General features: G+C 63.6%; 16 protein-coding genes. 8 read left to right on the top strand and 8 right to left on the bottom strand.

Annotated features, from left to right (window positions below; genetic code table 11):
* Window positions 1-96: 96 nt before the first annotated feature.
* From NLY33_RS25580 to NLY33_RS25565, 4 genes are all read right to left on the bottom strand, one after another.
* Complete coding sequence (locus tag NLY33_RS25580; RefSeq protein WP_023705203.1) at window positions 97-885, bottom strand: ABC transporter substrate-binding protein; 789 nt, start codon at window positions 883-885, stop codon at window positions 97-99.
* A gap of 108 nt (window positions 886-993) precedes the next feature.
* Window positions 994-2157 (bottom strand): saccharopine dehydrogenase family protein, encoded by a 1164-nt coding sequence (locus NLY33_RS25575; protein ID WP_023705202.1) that lies wholly within the window; start codon window positions 2155-2157, stop codon window positions 994-996.
* Window positions 2154-2663: an Lrp/AsnC family transcriptional regulator gene (locus tag NLY33_RS25570; RefSeq protein ID WP_023670324.1), complete on the bottom strand. Its 510-nt coding sequence runs from the start codon at window positions 2661-2663 to the stop codon at window positions 2154-2156. Before NLY33_RS25570 ends, NLY33_RS25575 begins: the two co-directional genes overlap by 4 nt.
* A gap of 102 nt (window positions 2664-2765) precedes the next feature.
* Complete coding sequence (locus tag NLY33_RS25565) at window positions 2766-3497, bottom strand: 3-keto-5-aminohexanoate cleavage protein (RefSeq protein WP_023705201.1); 732 nt, start codon at window positions 3495-3497, stop codon at window positions 2766-2768.
* 200 nt (window positions 3498-3697) lie between these two features.
* Here NLY33_RS25565 and NLY33_RS25560 point away from each other — a divergent pair, with 200 nt between their 5' ends.
* The 3 genes from NLY33_RS25560 (at window position 3698) to NLY33_RS25550 (ending at window position 5551) form a co-directional block, all read left to right on the top strand.
* Window positions 3698-4120 carry an OsmC family protein gene (locus tag NLY33_RS25560; RefSeq protein ID WP_023705200.1) on the top strand — a complete coding sequence of 141 codons (423 nt, stop codon included), beginning with the start codon at window positions 3698-3700 and terminating at the stop codon, window positions 4118-4120.
* Window positions 4121-4164: 44 nt separating this feature from the next.
* Complete coding sequence (locus NLY33_RS25555) at window positions 4165-4689, top strand: carboxymuconolactone decarboxylase family protein (RefSeq protein WP_023708602.1); 525 nt, start codon at window positions 4165-4167, stop codon at window positions 4687-4689.
* A gap of 118 nt (window positions 4690-4807) precedes the next feature.
* Window positions 4808-5551, top strand: a complete 744-nt coding sequence (locus NLY33_RS25550; protein WP_023705198.1) for a 2OG-Fe(II) oxygenase — start codon at window positions 4808-4810, stop codon at window positions 5549-5551.
* 52 nt (window positions 5552-5603) lie between these two features.
* Here NLY33_RS25550 and NLY33_RS25545 read toward each other — a convergent pair whose 3' ends face one another.
* On the bottom strand, window positions 5604-5918 hold the full coding sequence (locus NLY33_RS25545; protein ID WP_023705197.1) for an EthD family reductase: 315 nt from the start codon (window positions 5916-5918) through the stop codon (window positions 5604-5606).
* Window positions 5919-6144: 226 nt separating this feature from the next.
* Here NLY33_RS25545 and NLY33_RS25540 point away from each other — a divergent pair, with 226 nt between their 5' ends.
* Complete coding sequence (locus tag NLY33_RS25540; protein ID WP_023705196.1) at window positions 6145-7767, top strand: ABC-F family ATP-binding cassette domain-containing protein; 1623 nt, start codon at window positions 6145-6147, stop codon at window positions 7765-7767.
* 45 nt (window positions 7768-7812) lie between these two features.
* On the opposite strand, the gene NLY33_RS25535 is transcribed toward NLY33_RS25540, so the two are convergent.
* The 3 genes from NLY33_RS25535 to NLY33_RS25525 all read right to left on the bottom strand — a co-directional run bounded on the left by NLY33_RS25535 (window position 7813) and on the right by NLY33_RS25525 (window position 13473).
* On the bottom strand, window positions 7813-10434 hold the full coding sequence (locus NLY33_RS25535) for a bifunctional diguanylate cyclase/phosphodiesterase (RefSeq protein WP_031196553.1): 2622 nt from the start codon (window positions 10432-10434) through the stop codon (window positions 7813-7815).
* 262 nt (window positions 10435-10696) lie between these two features.
* On the bottom strand, window positions 10697-11590 hold the full coding sequence (locus NLY33_RS25530) for a hypothetical protein (RefSeq protein ID WP_023705194.1): 894 nt from the start codon (window positions 11588-11590) through the stop codon (window positions 10697-10699).
* 236 nt (window positions 11591-11826) lie between these two features.
* Window positions 11827-13473: an acyl-CoA synthetase gene (locus NLY33_RS25525; protein ID WP_023705193.1), complete on the bottom strand. Its 1647-nt coding sequence runs from the start codon at window positions 13471-13473 to the stop codon at window positions 11827-11829.
* Between the two features lie 201 nt (window positions 13474-13674).
* Here NLY33_RS25525 and NLY33_RS25520 point away from each other — a divergent pair, with 201 nt between their 5' ends.
* The 4 genes from NLY33_RS25520 (at window position 13675) to NLY33_RS25505 (ending at window position 19941) form a co-directional block, all read left to right on the top strand.
* The gene (locus NLY33_RS25520; protein WP_031196552.1) at window positions 13675-14796 is read left to right on the top strand and encodes a KamA family radical SAM protein; all 1122 of its coding nucleotides are present in this window, start codon (window positions 13675-13677) and stop codon (window positions 14794-14796) included.
* A gap of 150 nt (window positions 14797-14946) precedes the next feature.
* Complete coding sequence (metH, locus tag NLY33_RS25515) at window positions 14947-18756, top strand: methionine synthase (protein WP_023708601.1); 3810 nt, start codon at window positions 14947-14949, stop codon at window positions 18754-18756.
* Between the two features lie 189 nt (window positions 18757-18945).
* Window positions 18946-19536, top strand: coding sequence for a BA14K family protein (locus tag NLY33_RS25510; protein ID WP_023695523.1), 591 nt, complete (start codon window positions 18946-18948; stop codon window positions 19534-19536).
* An 87-nt stretch (window positions 19537-19623) separates the two neighbouring features.
* Window positions 19624-19941 (top strand): DUF2934 domain-containing protein, encoded by a 318-nt coding sequence (locus tag NLY33_RS25505; protein WP_023695522.1) that lies wholly within the window; start codon window positions 19624-19626, stop codon window positions 19939-19941.
* The last annotated feature ends 261 nt before the right edge of the window (window positions 19942-20202 follow it).

Here is a 20202-nt window from a genome sequence, read left to right as displayed (position 1 = left end):
TGAGTAGTGAGTGGTGAGCAGTGAAGGGCGTCCGGAATGGCCATTCACCATTCACCATTCACTACTTCCTACTCACTACTCCCTGCTTACCTCTGCTTAGTGATCCTTCTTCCAGGCGTCGGAATTGACCCAGTAGTCGAGGTTCTTCTGCAGGCGGCCGTCGATGCTGACCTGGTTGAGGAACAGGTTCATCCAGATCAACAGGTCCGGCTCGTCGTAGCGGGTGGCGAAGGCAAGCGGCTCCTTCGACAACAGGTCCGGCATGATGGTGAAGGTGCCGGCGGGATAGGCTGTCGACTGACCCTTGACCGCCGAGACGTCGTTGACGCCGCAATCGGCCTGGCCGTTGTTGACTGCGTCGAGCAGCAGCGGGCCGCCGCCCTTGTAGCTCTTGATGTCGGCATCCGGGAAGGCGTTCTTGGCTTCCTTTTCGCCGGTGGCGCCTAACAGCACGGCGATCTTGGTGCCCTTGGCCTTGCAGTCCTCGGTTGTCTTGAACTTGCTGTCGGCCTTGGTGAAGACGGTGCTGCCCGTATACATGTAAGGTGTGGTGAAGGCGACCTTCATGCCGCGCGCCAGCGTCGGCGTCATGTCGGCGACGAGCAGGTCGGCCTTGCCCGAAAGCAGCGCCGGGATCAGCCCGTCCCAATCATAGTCGAGGAAGGTGATCTTGACGCCCATTTCCTTGGCCATCAGTTCGGCGAGTTCGACCGAACTGCCGGTGCGCTCGCCGGCCGCGCCGACCAGCGAGAAGGGAGGTCCTTGCGTCTGTACCGCGACGCGCAGTTCGCCGCGCTTGGTGATCTCGTCGAGCGTTCCGGCACTGGCAGCAGCGGTCAGGCCCGCAAGCGCAAGTCCGGCGATGAAAAGTCTGGCAATCTTCATTTGGCATTCCTCCTGTTATCGTTGTTGTTCCACTTTGTTATTCCACCCTTTTGGGTGTTTTTTGAGCGGCGGCACCGTTTTCCGGCGGCAGCCACCGTTCGAAAATCCTCAGTCCCAGGCCACCGTCTCGGCAACCTTGATGCCACGCCTGGCCAGCTCGTCGAAGAACGGCCCGTCCGGCACATGCAGCAGCGGGTTCAAAAGCCCTGGTGTGGCGATCTCGCGCCGCGCCAGCATCTGCGCCACGATGCTGGCGGGATAGCCGACGCCAAGGCTCATGCCGAACAGGCCTGATGCCAGGTCGCGTTCGATGATCAGGTCCGACGTCACCGTTTTGGCGCGGCCGCCTTCGAGACCGGAAAAGACATTGCGCATCACGCAAAGGTCCTTCTCGTCGGCGCCATATTGCAGTTGCGGGCCGAGCAGACGGCCGAGAAATTCGCGTGGGCTGGCGCCGGTGCCGGGCACCTTGTCTTCGGAGAGGAAGCCGAGTTCCTTCAGCGGCGCCCAGAACGCCGACCATCCCGGCCAGCGCAGCGTATAGCGGCCCGAGCGTTGCAATCCCTTGGCGGCTGCCAGCATCTCGACATAGTGCAGAGCGTCGCCATTGGGGAAAGCTTCCAGCCGGCCGAGGCCCGCGACCTCGATCTCGTGGATGAAGGCATTGTCGTGCTGTCGGCCGGCCGGCACTTCGACGCGCTTGCCATACTCGATCATCACGCTGTCGCGGTTCTGGCTGACCAGAACCATGTCGAAATTCCAGCTTACCTTGTAGCAGAGCGGCTTGGCCATCGCCTTCGGTTCGGGGATGCCGCCGCAATAGGAATCGATCGAAGAAATCGTAGAGAACTGCTTTGCGGCGCGCGCATAGAGCACGAGGTCGATGCCGGGGTCGAGCCCGCATTCGGTCATGATCGAAACGCCGGCCTGTGCAGCCTCCGGCGCCAGATCGGCAATCGCCTTGCCGTAGTTGGTGGTGACCAGCGGCGTGCGCGTTGCGATCGCGGCCTGCACCGCCTCGCGCATCAATGGCTGCGGCAGCAGATCGATGGCGGCGTCGACATCCGCCAGCACGGTGGCAAGCGCCGGACCGATCGCGCCCTCGGGCATGACGAAACGCACGCGGGAAAGGTCGGTCAGCCCGGCAAGCCGGGCAGGGCCGTCAGCCGACGTATCGACGCAGACGACTTCCTCGACACCGGCGCTGGCGACGAGATCGGCGATGGCCGCCCGTCCCTGCAGGCCGAGGCCGCCGAGAACAGCTATTCTCATGCCGGCTCCTTGCGTGACGGTGTTTCTTCCGACCAGCAGCCTTCGGGAAGGCTGACCCATTTGTTGCATGAAGCCATGACGACGAAGGTTTCGCTGCGCACGACTTCCCCGGGAATGCCGGCGCCCGGAATCAGCTCGCTGGTGATGCGGTAGAGGTCGGCGACATCGCCGGCGACGGTCACGTCGACGATGATGTCGAAGCGCCCGGTAACCACCGAGGCCGAGTTGACGAAAGGCAGTTCGGCAATGCGCTGCGCCAGTTCCCGGGCGCGGCCACGTCCCTGAGCGTTGATGCCGACAATGGCCGAGATCAACTCGGGGCGTTCGGTCAGATTGAGCAGCCCGACGATCTTCAAGAGGTTGCGGTCGAGCAGATTGCGCAACCTTGAGCGCACCGTCGGCACCGAGATCGCCATCGTCTCGGCGAGCCGGTTGATGCCGGGCTGGGCATCCTGCGACAACAGCTTTACCAGCCGTCGATCGGTTTGATCGAGATGCTCACGCAAAAGGCAAGGCTTTCATAAAGGAGAAAAATGTGGTGGAATTTCTTCCTGATATGAAAATAGCCTACGAGATATTTATAATAACAGCAAGAGGTCAGTTTGTTGCTACGCTGATCGAATGGACTGGAACATCGCCACGGCTGCCGCCGTCAGCGCGGCATTGCCGGCCGCAACCGTGCCATCCGGCAGATGCTTCCCATCCTCCAGCCCGACGCGCGTCGACCAGTCGCGATCCGCGGCACGGCGCACGAACGGCCACACCGTCGCGTTCTCGCCATGCAGCAGGATGGCACGGCGAATGCCGGCGCGCTCCAGGACCTGTTCGATGCCGCCGGCGACCGCAAAAGCCTCGTCTAGCGTCTGCTCGGAAATCTCGATCAGCACGCGCAGCACGCGCCCGCCATGGTCGAGGCCGACCAGCCGCTCGGCGTCGGCGACCGACGCCAGACCCGCCTCGATGCCGATGCCGCGCTGCCGCAGGCTCTCCATGACGATAGGCGCGGCCGCCTCGCTGAGATTGACCGAGGCATAGTCCGGCAATTCGCGCCAGCCGGCGATGGCGACCAGCGTGCTTGTATCGTCATTCTCGATCCAGGCGCCGGTGGAGACGCCGATCAGCGTACCGGGGCAGGCACGGCGCAGCCCTGCGATGGTCGGATCCATCGCTGCCGGCGCAAGGCTCTCGCGGCGGTCCGCGCTGCGGGCATGGACATGCAGCTCAGCTGCGCCCGCGGCAATCGAAGCCGCCCCGTCGCGCGCCATAGCGTCGGAGTCGAGCGGCAGTGTGGGGTGAAAATCGGCGGCGCGCGCGCCATTGATGCAGGCCTGGACGATCATGGCTCTCGCGATCCTGTTGCGGATCGCGCGAGCCTACCGCAGGGCAGGGCGGAGAGGGAACGGGCGTGGTGAAGATTGCTGACAGGGTGCCGCTTCTGCGGAGGTTGCGGTATCGGCCCAGGACATACCATATAGCGGGACAGGACACGCCACGGGCGATCCTTACCCCTTTGCCGGACTGCCGGCCAGAAGGATTTGCGATGGCTGAGTTGAAGGTCAGGACCCGCGTCACCGGCGCGACGGCGACGCTGCAGCCCGGCGGCTTGCCTTCCATCACCACTCCGACCGGCGGTGCAGTCGATGTCGTCACCGGCGTCAGCGCGCCGGGCTTCAATCCGCTCGACCTGCTCTACGCCTCGCTCGCCGCCTGCATGGTGCTGAGCGCGCGCATCGCCGCCTCCCGCCTCGGGGTTGCCGCCGCGCTTGGCGAGGTGCGCGCCGAGGTCAGCGGCGAGAAGGCCAAGGACGAGCCGTCGCGCGTCGAAAGGCTCAATATCAGGCTCGACATCTCAGGCGATCTCGACGCTGCGACCAAGCAGCGGATCGTCGAGGACGCCGAAGCGACCTGCACGGTGTCCAACACGCTGCGCGCCGTGCCGCAATTGCATACGACGCTTGGGTGAGGGTGTCGCAGAATGCCTCGCTGCCACCAACCAAGGACCGTTCCATGGCCATGATCCCGCCGATCGACTACGCCTCGACATCGCAAGACATCCGCGCCGAGCACGACAGGGAACTTGGCCTGCGCGGGCGCATGACCAACATGAAGCGCATCCTGCTGCATTCACCGGCAGCCCACCGCATCTATGCCGAATGGTTCACCCTGCGCGATCTCTTGAAGCCCACGCTCGACGACCGCGCCATCTGGCTGTTGTCGCTGGCGGTCTCCGAGAGATGCCGCGCCGAGATTCCGCTTACCTTCTTCCGCCGCGCGCTGATCGACAGCGGTCTTGATCCCGAGGCGATCGAGCCCAGCGCCGACGAGACACTGCTGATCGAATTCGGCAAGGCAGTCGCTGCCGATACCAACGCCGTTCCCGACGATGTCTGGGCGGCAATCAAGGCTCGCTACGACGACACACTGCTGGTCAACCTCGTCGCCTTCGCCGGCGTCATGGTGGCGACCTGCTTGTTCACGAATGCGGTGCGCGTTGATCTCGACCCGGAGCTGGAGGTGTATCGCAAGCGGTGAAGCGCGTTTTCCCTTCTACCACAGGGGGCGAAGGGGAAGATCGCGCTTCACCTCCGCAGGAATCGGGTGGTTCACGCCCGCCGTTCGCCCCACTTTGATCACATCAAAGGAGGCATCGATGACCATCCATTCGATAAGCACCAAACGCGCAGCCCATTCGGCCGAAGCGCGCGTCGCAGCGCAGGACTGGAGTGCTCTGATCGGCGAACTGAACAGCCACGGCAGCGCCGTCATGCCGGCGCTGCTTGCACCCGAGGAGTGCGCCGAGATCGCCGGTCTCTATCCGCATGAGGACCATTTCCGCAGCCATGTGGTGATGGCCCGCCATGGCTTCGGCAAGGGCGAGTACCGCTATTTCCGCTATCCGCTGCCGGATCTGGTCGGTGGCCTGCGCACCGCGCTCTATCCCAGGCTGGCCGGCGTCGCGAACGACTGGAACGATCGCATGGGCGCGGCACGGCGCTATCCCGATGACCACGCCGCCTTCCTCCAGCTTTGCCACGAAGGCGGCCAAACGCGGCCGACGCCGCTTCTCCTCCAATATGGCCCCGGCGACTTCAACTGCCTCCACCAGGATCTCTATGGCGACCTCGCTTTTCCCCTGCAGGTCGCGATCCTGTTGTCGCAGCCGGGCGAGGATTTCACCGGCGGCGAATTCGTGCTGACCGAGCAGCGCCCGCGCATGCAAAGCCGTGCCGAAGTGGTGCCGCTGACCCGGGGCGATGCAGTGATCTTTGCTGTCCACAATCGCCCGGTGCAAGGTACGAAAGGGCACTACCGCGTCAATCTCCGGCACGGCGTCAGCCGCCTGCGCTCGGGACGGCGGCATACGGTGGGAATCATCTTCCACGACGCGAAGTAACGTCGTCCGCTTCGGCGCGGCTCCTTCGTTCCACTCCGAGATCGGCTAAGATTCACACTTGGTCGACGTCGAACAGGAGCATCGTCAAGTCATCGTCTCCTGGGGCGAGTATACGCCGGTCAGCGGCGCAGGCAATGCCGATTTCGGTGGCAAATGCGCTCTGCATATCGGCGAGGCTGTCGAAATAGAGTGTCCCGACCAGATACGGAATCTCGCCCGCCGAGCGCTTGATGATGGGCCGCCTGCTGATGTCGTAGCGCCGCAGTCCGGGAAGCTTCTTGGCCAGCGGCACATGAACCTCGAAATAGTGCCGGTCGAACGCCTCCGGATCAGCCGGGGTTTTGTAGATCACGAGCATCTTGGCCATCGTCATATTCCTGCCTGTTGGTGTCGCTGTTTGGGGGCCATGCAGGCCGCCGTGCCAATGTCGTTCCGCGAGGGCGGTTTTCGACAATCGCTGGATTTTTGTTTCGGGCGCGATGACGGGTCCTCGCCACCATCTGTGGCGCTTCTGCCTCTTTCCTCCTTGCGCTCATTCGCGTATGGCCCCGGGCAAATCCCTCAACTTTGCACCAACTCCCCCGGACCGCCTCATGATCCGTCTTGAAAGCATCAGCAAGCAGAACGGCCGCCAGCTTGTCTTCATCGAGGCCTCGGCCTCGCTACAGAAGGGCGAGAAGGTCGGCCTTGTCGGGCCGAACGGCGCCGGCAAGACGACGCTGTTTCGCATGATCACCGGCCAGGAGCAGCCCGACGAGGGCCAGGTGCAGGTCGATCGCGGCGTCACCATCGGCTATTTCAGCCAGGATGTCGGCGACATGGCGGGCCATAGTGCTGTGGCCGAAGTGATGAACGGCGCCGGGCCGGTCAGCGACGTGGCGGCCGAAATGGCCGAACTCGAGGCGGCCATGGCCGACCCCGAACAGGCCGACCGGATGGAGGAGGTCATCGAGAAGTACGGTGAGGCGCAGCATCGTTTCGAAGAGCTCGACGGCTATGCGCTCGATGGCCGCGCCCGCGAAGTGCTGGACGGCCTGGGCTTCAGCCAGGAAATGATGGATGGCGATGTCGGCAAGCTGTCCGGCGGCTGGAAGATGCGCGTGGCGCTGGCCCGCATCCTGTTGATGCGGCCCGACGTCATGCTGCTCGACGAACCGTCCAACCATCTCGATCTCGAAAGCCTGATCTGGCTGGAGCAGTTCCTGAAAGGTTATGAGGGCGCGCTGCTGATGACCTCGCACGACCGCGAGTTCATGAACCGCATCGTCAACAAGGTGGTCGAGATCGACGCCGGTTCGCTCACCGCCTATTCCGGCAATTACGAATTCTACCAGCAGCAGCGGGCGATCGCCGACAAGCAGCAGCAGGCGCAGTTCGAGCGCCAGCAGGCCATGCTGGCCAAGGAGATCGCTTTCATCGAGCGCTTCAAGGCGCGGGCGTCACACGCCGCCCAGGTGCAGAGCCGGGTGAAGAAGCTCGACAAGATCGATCGTGTCGAGCCGCCCAAGCGCCGTCAGATCGTGAATTTCGATTTTCAGCCGGCGCCGCGCTGCGGCGAGGATGTCGTGACGCTGAAGAACGTCCACAAGGGCTATGGCAGCCGCTCGATCTATGAGGGGCTGGACTTCCAGGTCCGCCGCCGCGAGCGCTGGTGCATCATGGGCGTCAACGGCGCCGGCAAGTCGACACTGCTGAAGCTGGTGGCCGGCGCGTCTGACCCGGATGCCGGCACAGTTGCTCGGGGGCCGAGTGTGAAAATGGGCTATTTCGCCCAGCACGCCATGGAGGTGTTGGAGGGCGAACGCACCGTGTTCCAGACGCTGGAGGACGCGTTTCCGCAAGCCGGCCAGGCGCCGCTCAGGGCACTCGCCGGCTGCTTCGGCTTTTCCGGCGACGAGATCGAGAAGAAATGCCGGGTTCTGTCAGGCGGCGAAAAGGCGCGCCTGGTGATGGCGCTGATGCTGTTCGATCCGCCCAATCTTCTGGTGCTCGACGAGCCGACCAACCACCTCGACATCGCGACCAAGGAGATGCTGATCACGGCGCTGTCGCAATACGAAGGCACCATGCTGTTCGTCTCGCACGACCGCCATTTCCTGGCCGCACTCTCCAACCGCGTGCTGGAACTGACGCCAGAAGGCATCCACACCTATGGCGGCGGCTATACCGAATATGTGGAGAGGACCGGGCACGAGGCGCCGGGGCTGCGGACCTGACGCAGGTCCTGCGTCCGCATTTGCGTCCAGCAAAGCCAGGATTTGTCAGCTCGCCGCCAGCCATTTGCGCGACTGCGCGAAGGCCTTGAAGGCTTTGGCATCCATCGGGTAGCCGAACAGGAAGCCTTGCAGGATGTCGCAGCCAAGCTCTTTCAGGATGCGCGCGTGCTCCATCGTCTCGACGCCCTCGGCGATCACTTCGATCCCGAGCGACTTGCCGATGTCGATGATGGACGACACAAGCTGCCGCTGTGCGGTTGAGCTGGTGATGGGGGTGACCAGCTGGCGGTCGATCTTGAGGCGACGGGGCCGCAACTTCAACAGCGAGACGATCGAGGCATGCCCGGTGCCGAAATCGTCGATCTCGACGTCGATGCCGAGCCCCTTGATGTGTTCGATGTTCCAGCTGACCAGCTCGTCGTTTTCGTCGAGGAAAATCGACTCCACCAGTTCGAACGACACGGTCCCTTCCTTGATCGGAAGCTTGCGCAAACCCTTGATCAGGTCCCTGTCTTCCAGGCGCCGTGCGGAAACGTTGACCGAGACGCGCGGGATGTTGAGGTGGCTGCGCGACCAACGCTCAAAATTATCGAGCGCCTGCTCCAGGACGGTGCGGTCGATAAGCGCCACGACATTAAGTTCTTCAGCCACCTTGATGTAGGCGTCGGGGGTCAGCATGCCGCGTTGCGGATGATCCCAACGCGACAGCGCCTCGACGCCGACGATCTCCAGCGTCTTGGCGTCGAACTGCGGCTGATAGTAGACGATGAATTCGTTCCGCTCGAGCCCGCCCAGAATCTCGTCGGCGGTCTGCTTGGTCCGCACGATCTCGCTCTGCAGCTCTTCGTTGAAAAACTCGTAGCGGTTGCGGCCGCGGCCTTTCGCCCGGTACAGCGCCAGATCGGCATTGACAAGCAACTGCCTTGCATCGACGCCGCTATTGGCCGCAATGCCGATGCTGACGCCGAACCGGCACTGGTGACCCAGATAGTCGACCGGCTGGCGCATCGCATCGATAATGTGGTCGGCCAGCGCGGCGAGTTCCTTGTCGTCGCGTCCATGGCTCAGCACTACAAACTCGTCGCCGCCGATGCGCGCAACGAAATCGGCACTGCCGACGCTGGCCTTGATGACTTTCGAAGCATGCACCAGCAATGCATCGCCCGCTGCATGGCCGAGCGTGTCGTTGATCTGCTTGAACCGGTCAAGGTCGAGATGCAGCAACGCCGCACGGCCGTCGGCTTCGCGGTTTTCGGCAAGCATCTCGTCCAGATACCGACGGTTGGGCAGACCGGTCAGCGAATCATGCATCGCGACATGCTCGATGCGGGCTTTGGCCAGGTTCAGTTCGGCATTTTTCGATTCTGAAAGGCGACGTTCACGCACGAGATTCTCGTTGAGCAGCACGTCGCCTGTCACATCCCATTCGGCGCCGATCATTTTTGGCGTGCCGTCGATGTCCCGGAAGAAACTGGCGCGGGTGCGCACATGGCGAATGGTGCCGTCCGGCCGCAGGAGCCGATACTGCGAAGAGTAGGGGCCTTGTGTTGCAACAGCCGAATCGAAATCTGCTTTAGCCCGTTCGAAGTCTTGGGGATGGATCGCCAGCGCCCAGTCGTCATAGCTACGGGTCTTGCCGCCGCCGGGTTTGCCATAGATTTCGTTGATGCGGTCGTCCCATACGAGTTCGTTGCTGACGGTATCGTGCTCCCACACGCCTATAGCAGAGGCTTCCAACGCCAGCTCCAGCCGCCGGGACAGGCGCCTCAACTCGGCGTCACTTTTCTGCCGCTCACCGAAAAGACGTCCTGCCACGAGGATCGGCAGCACCACCAGCGCGCCGGCAAGCGCCATGAGCAGACGCAACAGCCACTCATTTTTCGGAGCGGTCGGCCAGCCGCCCTTCGGTATGGCTGAAATTTGCCAGGAGCCTGAAGGCAATTGCACCTCTGCCATCACCGGATTGCCGGACACGACATTATCGCCGCCGAAGAACAGTTCCCCGCCGCCGCCGAGCGCATCCTTGCCGATAAGCGCCACATCGATATCCAGATCAGGGTCGGTCAGTCCGCTGGCAGCGTAGAGCCGATCGACATCGATCACGGCCGAGACGATACCCCAGAAACGGTCGCTGCCACCCGCCGTCGGCACGAAGACTGGGATACGGCCGATGAAGCCACGTCCGCCTTGCGCCAGTTTGACCGGCCCGGCGAGCACCAGCGCGCGCTGGTCACGGGCGCGAAGCGCGGCCATGCGTTGCGTATCGCTCTTGCGGTAGTCCAGCCCGATGGCTTTTTCATTGCCTTCCAGCGGATACATCAGCGCGATGACGAGGTCGGGGGCGCCGGCAATATCGCGCAACTGCGATTTTTGCTCGAACAGATTACGGGCGAGTGCCGCAAATCTTTGCTGGCCCATATAGGGCTCGGTAACGATTGTCGAAACGAGACCCTGAACCAGCTGGAGATTGCCGCCTATGTTGCCTTCGAGCTTGGCGCGTATGATGTTGACCTTGGCCAGGACGTCGGCGCGCGCCAGCTGATCGGAGACCTCTCTGTTCCTCTGGTCGGCAACCAGGGCGCAGACGAGAAGCACGACAAAGGCAATCGCCGCCGGCAAGTTGGCGGAAGAAAAAACGGCCCGTTTCAACCGGCCGGAATTGAGCATTGCACCTGCCAACTCGATCCGAAGACCTTTCCAGGACAGTAGTCCTTCGGTCGACCATAGTAGCTAAAGCTTAAGTTTGAGCTTCGAGACGAATCCGAGAACAAACGGTAAGCTTTTGGCTGCCAGGGTCCAGCCGAAATCTGAATGAGTGTCCGAAAGTAGGACGCCAGGTTGCAGCGTTCTGCAACCCAGCGGCGAAGTCATATTCGCCTCAGATTGCAACAAGCCGCCTGATCTTGCCGCGCGGGCCCCTGCGGGAGGCTTACTTCCCAGCCATTTGATCGGCCAGCGCCTGCGCCTGGGCGAGCAGCGCCGGGAAAGCCGGGTCAGCCGGCAGGCGCTGCGCCATGCAGGCCCGGTAGTCGCTGTCGCCCTTGTCCCAGGCGGCGTTGGAGGACTCGAACGCTTTTTCGTCCTTCAGGTCCGATGCCTGGTAGGCCTCCTGGAATTTCTGCGCGGCGGCGTCCGCAGCAGCCCACACGGCGTCGCAGGCGGCGATCTTCGGAACGGCAGGGGCTGCCGGCGCTGCGATAATTCTCACGCTGTTGCCTTTGACGAGCGTAACGATGACTTCCTGCTCATAGATCGGCCCGACGTCCTGCGTCCAGCCGCCGAGCCGTGCGAAGGCGATGTCGGCGCCTTCGGGTTTCTTCAATGGAAAGTCGAGCGTTCCCTCGAAGGCGGCGTCGCTGTTGATCGCCTGGGTATAGAAGGCATCCAGCTTAAGCGCCTCATCGATGCCGGCGGGCAGTTTGAAACTTTCGTCGGTCTCGGCGGTTCTGGACTGGAGCCAGCGCTCCAGCAGCCCTCGCGTCGTTGCCACCAGGCTGGGGCCGTCGTCGCCCTTGGTGTATCGCAGCCCATCGAGCATGCCATAGCCGATATCGGAGTCGCTGAGGCTTTCGATATTGATTGTGCCGGTTGGCGGAAAGTCCTTGACCGCCAGCGGCCCGATAATGCCGGCAAGACGCTGCTGGAGGTCGCCCAGCGCCTTCTCGTTCTCAGCGTCGATGGTCTCGATTGCCGCGTTCGCACTGTTCAGCGCCGCGATATCAGCAATCGCCTTGTCACGCGCGGCCACATAGTCGTCCTCCGGCGAGGCCGTGAAAGCCACGCTGCTCACCAGCGCAAACAGAAACGTCCAGACCCACCGCATGATATAAACCCTGCTCTACGTTCGATTCCAAGGATACATGACAACATTGGGCTGAAAAAAGACGGCGTTGGAGCTGCCCCCTTGAGGAAGGAGATGGCCGGCAGGCCAGAGGCGTCGTTGCGCTTGAAGCGCTGACTCCTTTTGCAGCGCGAGACGACGTTAGCGCTTCACGCGCAACGACCCCCTCTGTCGCCTTCGGCGACATCTCCCCCTCGAGGGGGGAGATTGGCGCCTAATCACGCCTTGCGCTTCTCCACCTCCGCCTTCCTCAGCAGGAAGCGCTGGATCTTGCCGCTCGGGGTCTTCGGCAGTTCCGTGATGAACTCGACCTCGCGCGGGTAGGCGTGCGCCGACAGCCGTTTCTTGACGTGCTGGGCCAGCTCTTCGGCGAGCTCCGAATTGCCCTTGTAAGCCGGCGCCAGGACGACGAAGGCCTTGACGATCTCGGTGCGCTGCGGATCGGGCACGCCGACGACAGCCGCCTCGTTGACCGCCGGATGCTCGATCAGCGCGCTTTCGACGTCGAACGGGCCGATGCGATAGCCGGCCGAAGTGATGACATCGTCGGCGCGGCCGATGAAGGAGACCGAACCGTCCGGCTCGTACTCCACCGTGTCGCCGGTGCGGTAGTAGCCGCCCGTGATCGCCGGCGTTTGCGCCTGGTGATAGCCGTCAAACCAGCGCAGCGGCGACTTCGCGATATCTACGGCGAGGATGCCGGGCTGGTTGGGGCCGAGCTCGTTGCCGGCCTCGTCCAGTACCACCATGCGATATCCGGGCATGGCGAAGCCGGCCGAGCCCGCGCGAACGACATGCGAGAGCCCATGATGGTTGTTGACCATCATGCCGTTCTCGGTCTGGCCGTAATGGTCGTGAATGGGCGCGGCGAGATTTGCGTCGAACCAGCGGATGACTTCCGGGTTGAGCGGCTCGCCGGCGCTGCTCACCACGCGCAGTCTGCCTTTGACGCGGGCCGCAGCTTCCGCGCCTTCCGCCATCAGCAGGCGATAGGCGGTCGGCGAGCCGGCAAGGCTGGTGACGCCGAGCCGCTCGATGATGTCGTAAGTGCTCTTGGCGTTGAAGGCGCCTTCATGGAAGGTCGTGGCGATGCCGAGCTGCAACGGGCCGGTGATGGCGTAATAGAGGCCGTAGGCCCAGCCGGGATCGGCGATATTCCAGAAGATGTCGTCGGGCAGCAAGCCGATCGCGTCGCGCATATAGGCGCCGAAGGCGAGCAGGGCGCGGAGCGGCACCGGGACGCCCTTGGGCAGGCCGGTCGTTCCCGACGTCGACATCATCATGAACAAGTCGTCGCCCTTGCGCATCACCGGCTGGCACTCGGGCGAGGCGGCGGCAAGCGCGGCGCGGAAATCGATGTCGCCTGCAGGCAGCACACCGCCATTGCCAAGAATGGTGGCGATTTGCGCTGATGTCTCGACCTCGTCGAGCTTGCCGCGATTGGCCGGGTTGGTCACCACGATCCTGGCGCCGCTATAGCCGAGGCGGTGCTCGATGGCTTTCGGACCGAAGGCGGTGAACAGCGGCTGGTAGACCGCGCCGATCCGCCACGTCCCGAGGATCAGCGCCACCAGTTCGGGGACGCGCGGCAGCATGCCGGCGACGACATCGCCGGCACCGACGCCGGCGGCCTTGAGCACATTGGCGGCGCGCCCCGACATGTCGGCGAGATCGTCGAAGCTGAATTCGCGAAGCTCGCCGCCGGCCGAGATCGCGCGCAGCGCCAGCCGGTCTTCTCCGGTGTAGCGGCCGCAGCATTCGACATAGGCATTGATGCCGGTTCCAGGGTTGCCATACAACCGCGCGATCTCATCTTCGATGCGAAAGCGCTGAACGGCATCCTCATAGCGCGGCATTTTGCTCATGGCAGTCCTCCTTAGGCGGCGCCCATCTCCCCTTGGAGCGCCTTATCGGTCAGATTGCCTGAAATTGCTGCGCTGGTCGATTACGGCGATAGTCGGGGTATGCGAAGGATCGCAGCACAGCGACAATCCGCGCCGAGCCACTGCTGTTGACCGAACCGTCCATCCGGCCGATAGCACCGCCAGAATTGCCCCGAGGCCCCAATGATCCCAGACTCAATTTTCGATGACTCGGCCACAGCCGACGAAGGACGCGACGCCGACACCGCCTGGCAAAACGACATCCGCGCGGGCGTGCGCCACGTCCGCGATCTCGCCTCGCTGCCGCTGTCACCCGCCGAGCGCGCGGCGGCGCAGGAGGCGGCCGTACACCACAAGGTGCGTGCCCCCAAAACCTATCTCGACCTGATCGACTGGAACGATCCCGCCGATCCGATCCGCGCCCAGGTCATTCCATCGCCGGATGAGCTGACGGAAATGGAAGGCGAGCTCGACGATCCGATCGCCGACCATGCCTTCAGTCCGGTGCCGCGACTGACGCACCGCCACGCCGACCGCGTGCTGTTGTTTGCGACCTACCAATGCGCGGTCTATTGCCGCTTCTGCTTCCGCAAGGAGTCTCTGACCTCGATCGGCCGCGGCTACACGCGCGAGGCGCTCGAAGACGCCTTTGCCTATATCGAAGCCCATACCGAAATCCGCGAAGTGATCCTGACCGGCGGCGATCCGCTGTCGCTGCCGGACAAGGCGCTGGCCGAAATCCGCGCCCGTATCGAGACGATCGCGCATGTCAGGCTGCTGCGTATCCACACACGCGTGCCTGTCGTGCTGCCCGCGCGCATCACGCCGGGGCTGGTTGGCGCGTTGCAGGGCCGGCTGATGGTCACAATCGTCACCCATTTCAACCATGCGCGGGAGATCACGCCGGCCACCGAATTGGCCTGCCGCGTCATGCGCCAGGCAGGCTTCGTGCTGCTCAACCAGAGTGTCCTGCTCAAGGGCGTCAACGACACGGTCGAGGTGCTGGAGGAACTCTGCCGCGAACTGATGTACCGGCTCGGCGTCAAACCCTATTACCTGCACCATGGCGACCTCGCGCGCGGCATGGCGCACAGGCGCACCACGATTGCGCAGGGACAGGCGCTGGCCGGCGCGCTGCGCGCCCGCCTGTCGGGCATCTGCAATCCGATCTATGTGCTGGACCTGCCGGAAGGCGGCGGCAAGGTGCCGCTCGGGCCATGCCATGTCGAGGGACGGGACGGGCAGGATTGGCGCATCCGCGGCCAGGATGGCGAGGTGAGGGTATATCGGGACGTGGTGGTGTAGGCACGGCGCAGCGGCGACGATGAGCGCCGCCGTCACATTGTCGATCGGGATGACCATCGCACCAAACTCTCGCCACTACGCGTTCGCCTGCATTCCGTATGTTGACATAAAGATATCCTTATGTGATGGTTGTCGCCTCAAGGATAAAAAATGTCGCAGAATTCTGCATCGCTGGACGCATTGTTCGGCCCCGTCGCGGCAAAGCCCGATGGGTCCGAAGTGCTTGCGGCGCTGACGGCAGCGGCACGCGAGCGCATCCTCATCCTCGACGGCGCCATGGGCACGCAGATCCAGGGTCTCGGCTTCGACGAAGAGCATTTCCGCGGCGAGGCTTTCGCGGGCTGCGCCTGCCATCAGCAGGGCAACAACGACCTCTTGATCCTGACGCAGCCGAAGGCGATCGAGGAAATACATTATCAATACGCCATCTCTGGCGCCGATATCCTCGAGACCAACAACTTCTCCTCGACCTCGATCGCCCAGGCCGATTACGGCATGGAGGATGCCGTCTACGCGCTGAACCGCGACGGTGCGCGGCTGGTGCGTCGGGCAGCGGTGAGAGCACAGCAGGAGGACGGCAAACGCCGTTTCGTCGCCGGCACGGTCGGGCCGACCAACCGCACCGCCTCGATGTCGCCCGACGTCAACAATCCAGGCTACCGCGCCGTCACCTTCGACGATCTGCGCCTGGCCTATGGCGAGCAGCTGCGCGGCCTGATCGACGGCGGCGCCGACATCATTCTCATTGAAACCATCTTCGACACGCTGAACGCCAAGGCGGCGATCTTCGCCTGCAACGAGATTTTTCTCGAAAAGGGCGTGCGCCTGCCGGTGATGATTTCCGGCACCATCACCGATCTCTCCGGCCGCACGCTGTCGGGCCAGACGCCGACCGCCTTCTGGCATTCGGTGCGCCATGCCAACCCGTTCACCATCGGCCTCAACTGCGCGCTCGGCGCCAATGCGATGCGCGCGCATCTGGCCGAAATTTCAGGCGCCGCCGACACCTTCGTCTGCGCCTATCCGAATGCCGGCCTGCCCAATGAATTCGGCCGCTATGACGAGAGCCCGGACTTCATGGCCGCGCAGATCGAGGATTTTGCGCGGGAAGGGCTCGTCAACGTCGTCGGCGGCTGCTGTGGCTCGACGCCGGACCACATCCGCGCCATCGCCGAGGCTGTCAAGAAATATCCGCCACGCGCCATCCCCGAGATCGAGCGCAAGATGCGCCTGTCCGGGCTGGAGCCGTTCACGCTGACCGATGAGATTCCCTTCGTCAATGTCGGCGAACGCACCAACGTCACCGGCTCGGCCAAGTTCCGAAAGCTGATCACGGCGGGCGACTATGTCCCGGCGCTCGACGTGGCGCGCGACCAGGTCGCCAATGGCGCACAGATCATCGACATCAACATGGATGAAGGCCTGATCGATTCGAAAAAGGCGATGGTCGAGTACCTCAATTTGATCGCCGCCGAACCCGACATCGCCCGTGTTCCGGTGATGGTCGACTCCTCGAAATGGGAGATCATCGAGGCCGGGCTGAAATGCGTGCAGGGCAAGCCGCTGGTCAACTCCATCTCGATGAAGGAAGGCGAGGAAGCCTTTCTGCATAATGCGAAGCTGGTGCGCGCCTACGGCGCGGCGGTGGTCGTCATGGCCTTCGACGAGACCGGCCAGGCCGACACCAGGGCGCGCAAAGTCGAGATCTGCACCCGCGCCTACAAGCTGCTCACCGAACAGGCCGGTTTCCCGCCCGAAGACATCGTCTTCGACCCCAACGTCTTCGCGGTCGCCACCGGCATCGAGGAGCACGACAATTACGGCGTCGACTTCATCGAGGCCACCGGCGAGATCACCGCCACGCTGCCGCATGTGCATATCTCGGGCGGCGTGTCGAACCTGTCCTTCTCCTTCCGCGGCAACGAGCCGGTGCGCGAGGCGATGCACGCGGTGTTCCTCTACCATGCCATCCAGCGCGGCATGGATATGGGCATCGTCAATGCTGGCCAGCTGGCCGTCTACGACACGATCGAGCCGGAGTTGCGCGAAGCGTGCGAGGACGTCGTGCTCAACCGCGTGCCCAGGGCCGGCGGCACCGCCACCGAGCGCATGCTGGAGATCGCCGAACGCTTCAAGGGCACCGCCGGCAAGGAAGCCAGGGAGCGTGATCTCGCCTGGCGCGACTGGACGGTCGAGCAGCGCATTTCCCATGCGCTGGTCAACGGCATCACCGAATTCATCGACGCCGACACCGAGGAAGCGCGCCTCGCATCCGAGCGCCCGCTGCATGTCATCGAAGGCCCGCTGATGGCCGGCATGAATGTCGTCGGCGATCTGTTCGGCGCGGGAAAGATGTTCCTGCCGCAAGTGGTGAAGTCGGCGCGCGTGATGAAGCAGGCGGTGGCCGGATTGCTGCCGCACATGGAGGCCGAAAAACTGGCCAACGCCGCCAATGGCATCGACAATGGCGAGCGCCAGACAGCCGGCAAAATCCTGATGGCGACTGTAAAGGGCGATGTCCACGACATCGGCAAGAACATCGTCGGCGTCGTTCTGGCCTGCAACAATTACGAGATCATCGATCTCGGCGTCATGGTGCCGGCGGCGAAGATCCTGCAGACGGCTCGCGAGCAAAATGTCGACATCATCGGCCTGTCCGGCCTGATCACCCCGTCGCTGGACGAGATGGTGCACATGGCCGCCGAGATGGAGCGTGAAGGGTTTGACATTCCGCTGCTGATCGGCGGCGCCACGACCAGCCGCGTGCACACGGCGGTGAAGATCCACCCGCGCTATTCCAAGGGACAGACGGTCTATGTCAATGACGCCAGCCGGGCGGTCGGCGTCGTCTCGTCCTTGCTGTCGAACGAGACCAAGGGCGGCTACGTCGACACAGTGCGGGCCGAGTACAAAAAGGTCGCCGACGCGCATGCCCGCTCCGAGGCCGACAAGCAGCGGCTGCCGCTGGCCAAGGCCAGGGCCAATGCGCACAAGGTCGACTGGTCGACCTATGAGCCGCCGAAGCCGTCCTTCACCGGCGTCAAGGTTTTCGGCAACTGGGACCTGACGGAGCTCGCGCGCTACATCGACTGGACGCCGTTCTTCCAGACCTGGGAGCTGAAAGGGCGTTACCCCAAGATCCTCGACGACGAGAAGCAGGGACCGGCGGCACGCCAGCTTTTCGAGGATGCGCAGGCGATGCTGACAAAAATCATCGCGGAAAAATGGTTCGCGCCGCGCGCCGTCATCGGCTTCTGGCCGGCGAACGCCGTCGGCGACGACATCAGGCTGTTCACGGATGAGGCACGCTCGCAGGAACTGGCAACCTTCTTCACGCTGCGCCAGCAACTGACCAGGCGCGACGGCAAGGCTAATGTCGCGCTGTCGGATTTCGTCGCGCCTCAGGACATAGGCAAGCCGGATTATATCGGCGGCTTCATCGTCACCGCGGGGATCGAGGAGGTGGCGATATCAGAGCGCTTCGAGCGCGCCAATGACGATTATTCCTCGATCATGGTCAAGGCGCTGGCCGATCGTTTCGCCGAAGCTTTTGCCGAGCGCATGCACGAGAAGGTGCGCAAGGAATTCTGGGGTTATGCATCAGACGAGAAGCTGGCGCCCGACGAACTGATCGGCGAGCCTTATCGCGGCATCCGCCCCGCGCCCGGCTATCCCGCGCAGCCCGATCATACCGAGAAGGCGACCTTGTTCCGGCTGCTCGACGGCGAGCGCAATGCCGGCGTCAGCCTGACCGAGAGCTATGCGATGTGGCCGGGCTCCTCGGTCTCCGGCATCTATCTCGCCCATCCCGAAAGCTATTATTTCGGCGTCGCCAAAGTCGAGCGCGACCAGGTCGAGGACTATGCCCGCCGCAAAGCCATGCCGCTGGCCGATGTCGAGCGCTGGCTCGGCCCGATCCTCAACTATGTCCCTCAGCACTATGCCGAGGCGGCGGAATAGCGGCTGCGACGTGGCCCAATGGCTGCTCGACCGCTCCCTTGATTTTCACCGTCGAAAAAAATCGCGCCGCACCCGGTTCTCGGCGAGCTGCCGGTTGTGGGTCGGTCAGACTTAGGTCCCTCGCGCCTGCTTTTCTGGAACAAGCCGTGATGTCCCGCATTTTATTGGCAGGGACACAAGGAGTGTCGAGTGAAAGCGATTTTGGGACTGGTCGGCGGCTTCGTGCTGACCCTTGCGGTGTTCGGCAGCGGGCTGGTTTTCGCAGCCTGGCTGCTTGCCGCCAAGCCTGTGCGGGAAGCAAGGCCCACCGTCAGCGTGGCGGAACTGTGGACCCGGAAAGCGCGGCCGGTGGACAACACGGCGCAGGACTTCGAACGTGTGCCGCCCGAGCAGTCCGCGCCTGCCGACATCGCCGCCAGGGAGCCAGCCCAGGACCCGGCCAGGCAGCAGCCCGATCCCACAGTCACCGGCGCCATCGCGCCGGCCGAACTGCCGCCGCCGCATCTCGCCTGGTGCGCCAGCCGATACCGCTCCTACGATCCCGACGACAACAGCTACATGTCCTATAGCGGACAGCAGCGCACCTGCGTATCGCCCTATCTCGCCGCCGACCGCGTCGCGCCGCGAGAGGCAAGCTATGTCGAGGGCGCGGGCGCCTACGCGGCTGCCGGCGGCGAACCGGACCATGTCGCCTCCTGCTTCAGCCGCTATCGCTCCTACCGTCCGGAAGACAACAGCTACCAGCCATATTCCGGCGGGCCGAGACGGCAATGCGAGTAGCCAGCGCGAAGGGCGCCGCGAACGATTGCGACCGCGCGATTTCTGGGATCGTTCGGATCGTCCTCAAAGCCCAGGGGAGGAACCACTATGAACGACGACAGGCATCATAAGATACAGCAGCGCGCCTACCAGATCTGGGAGCGCGAAGGCACTGGCGACCCCGAGCACCACTGGCACCGGGCCGAGGCCGAAATCGACCGCGAAGCAGCCCTGCCGCTGACGGCCGACGACGCCCTGCCGCGCGAGATCGCCAGCACCGACGTCCTGACCGTCGAGGAACTCGCCGTGCGCACCGGCATATCGGGCGACGAGGCGCAGGAGCTGATCGACAGGCTGGGCACGGACCGGGCGGTGGTTGAGCAGGCTGCGCGGGGGATTGAGGGGAAGAGGCGGGCGACGTCCTGATCAGAGGCCCAGGACGATCTTTCAGAGTGGTCTTGTTGACACTTATCACTTTGGCAGTCGCGACAGAGGCCGTCATTCTCTGACAGCTTTGCGCCTAAATTGATCCGTGCTGGCCATAGCAACATCCGTAAGCGGACGGTGCCGATGCCGGCGAAGCAGCCCAGATGCTGCGATACGAAGTGCCAACCACTTCGCGGCACCAGCGTGCCTGTAGACACTCTCGCCACTTTCTCTATACGACGTCGAGACGGGGTGGCGAGC

Origin of the sequence: Mesorhizobium sp. C432A (assembly GCF_030323145.1) — a bacterium.
Taxonomy (GTDB): Bacteria; Pseudomonadota; Alphaproteobacteria; order Rhizobiales; family Rhizobiaceae; genus Mesorhizobium.
The sequence above is the reverse complement of the archived record's forward strand: the minus strand, read 5'-3'. Positions and strand labels throughout refer to the sequence as shown.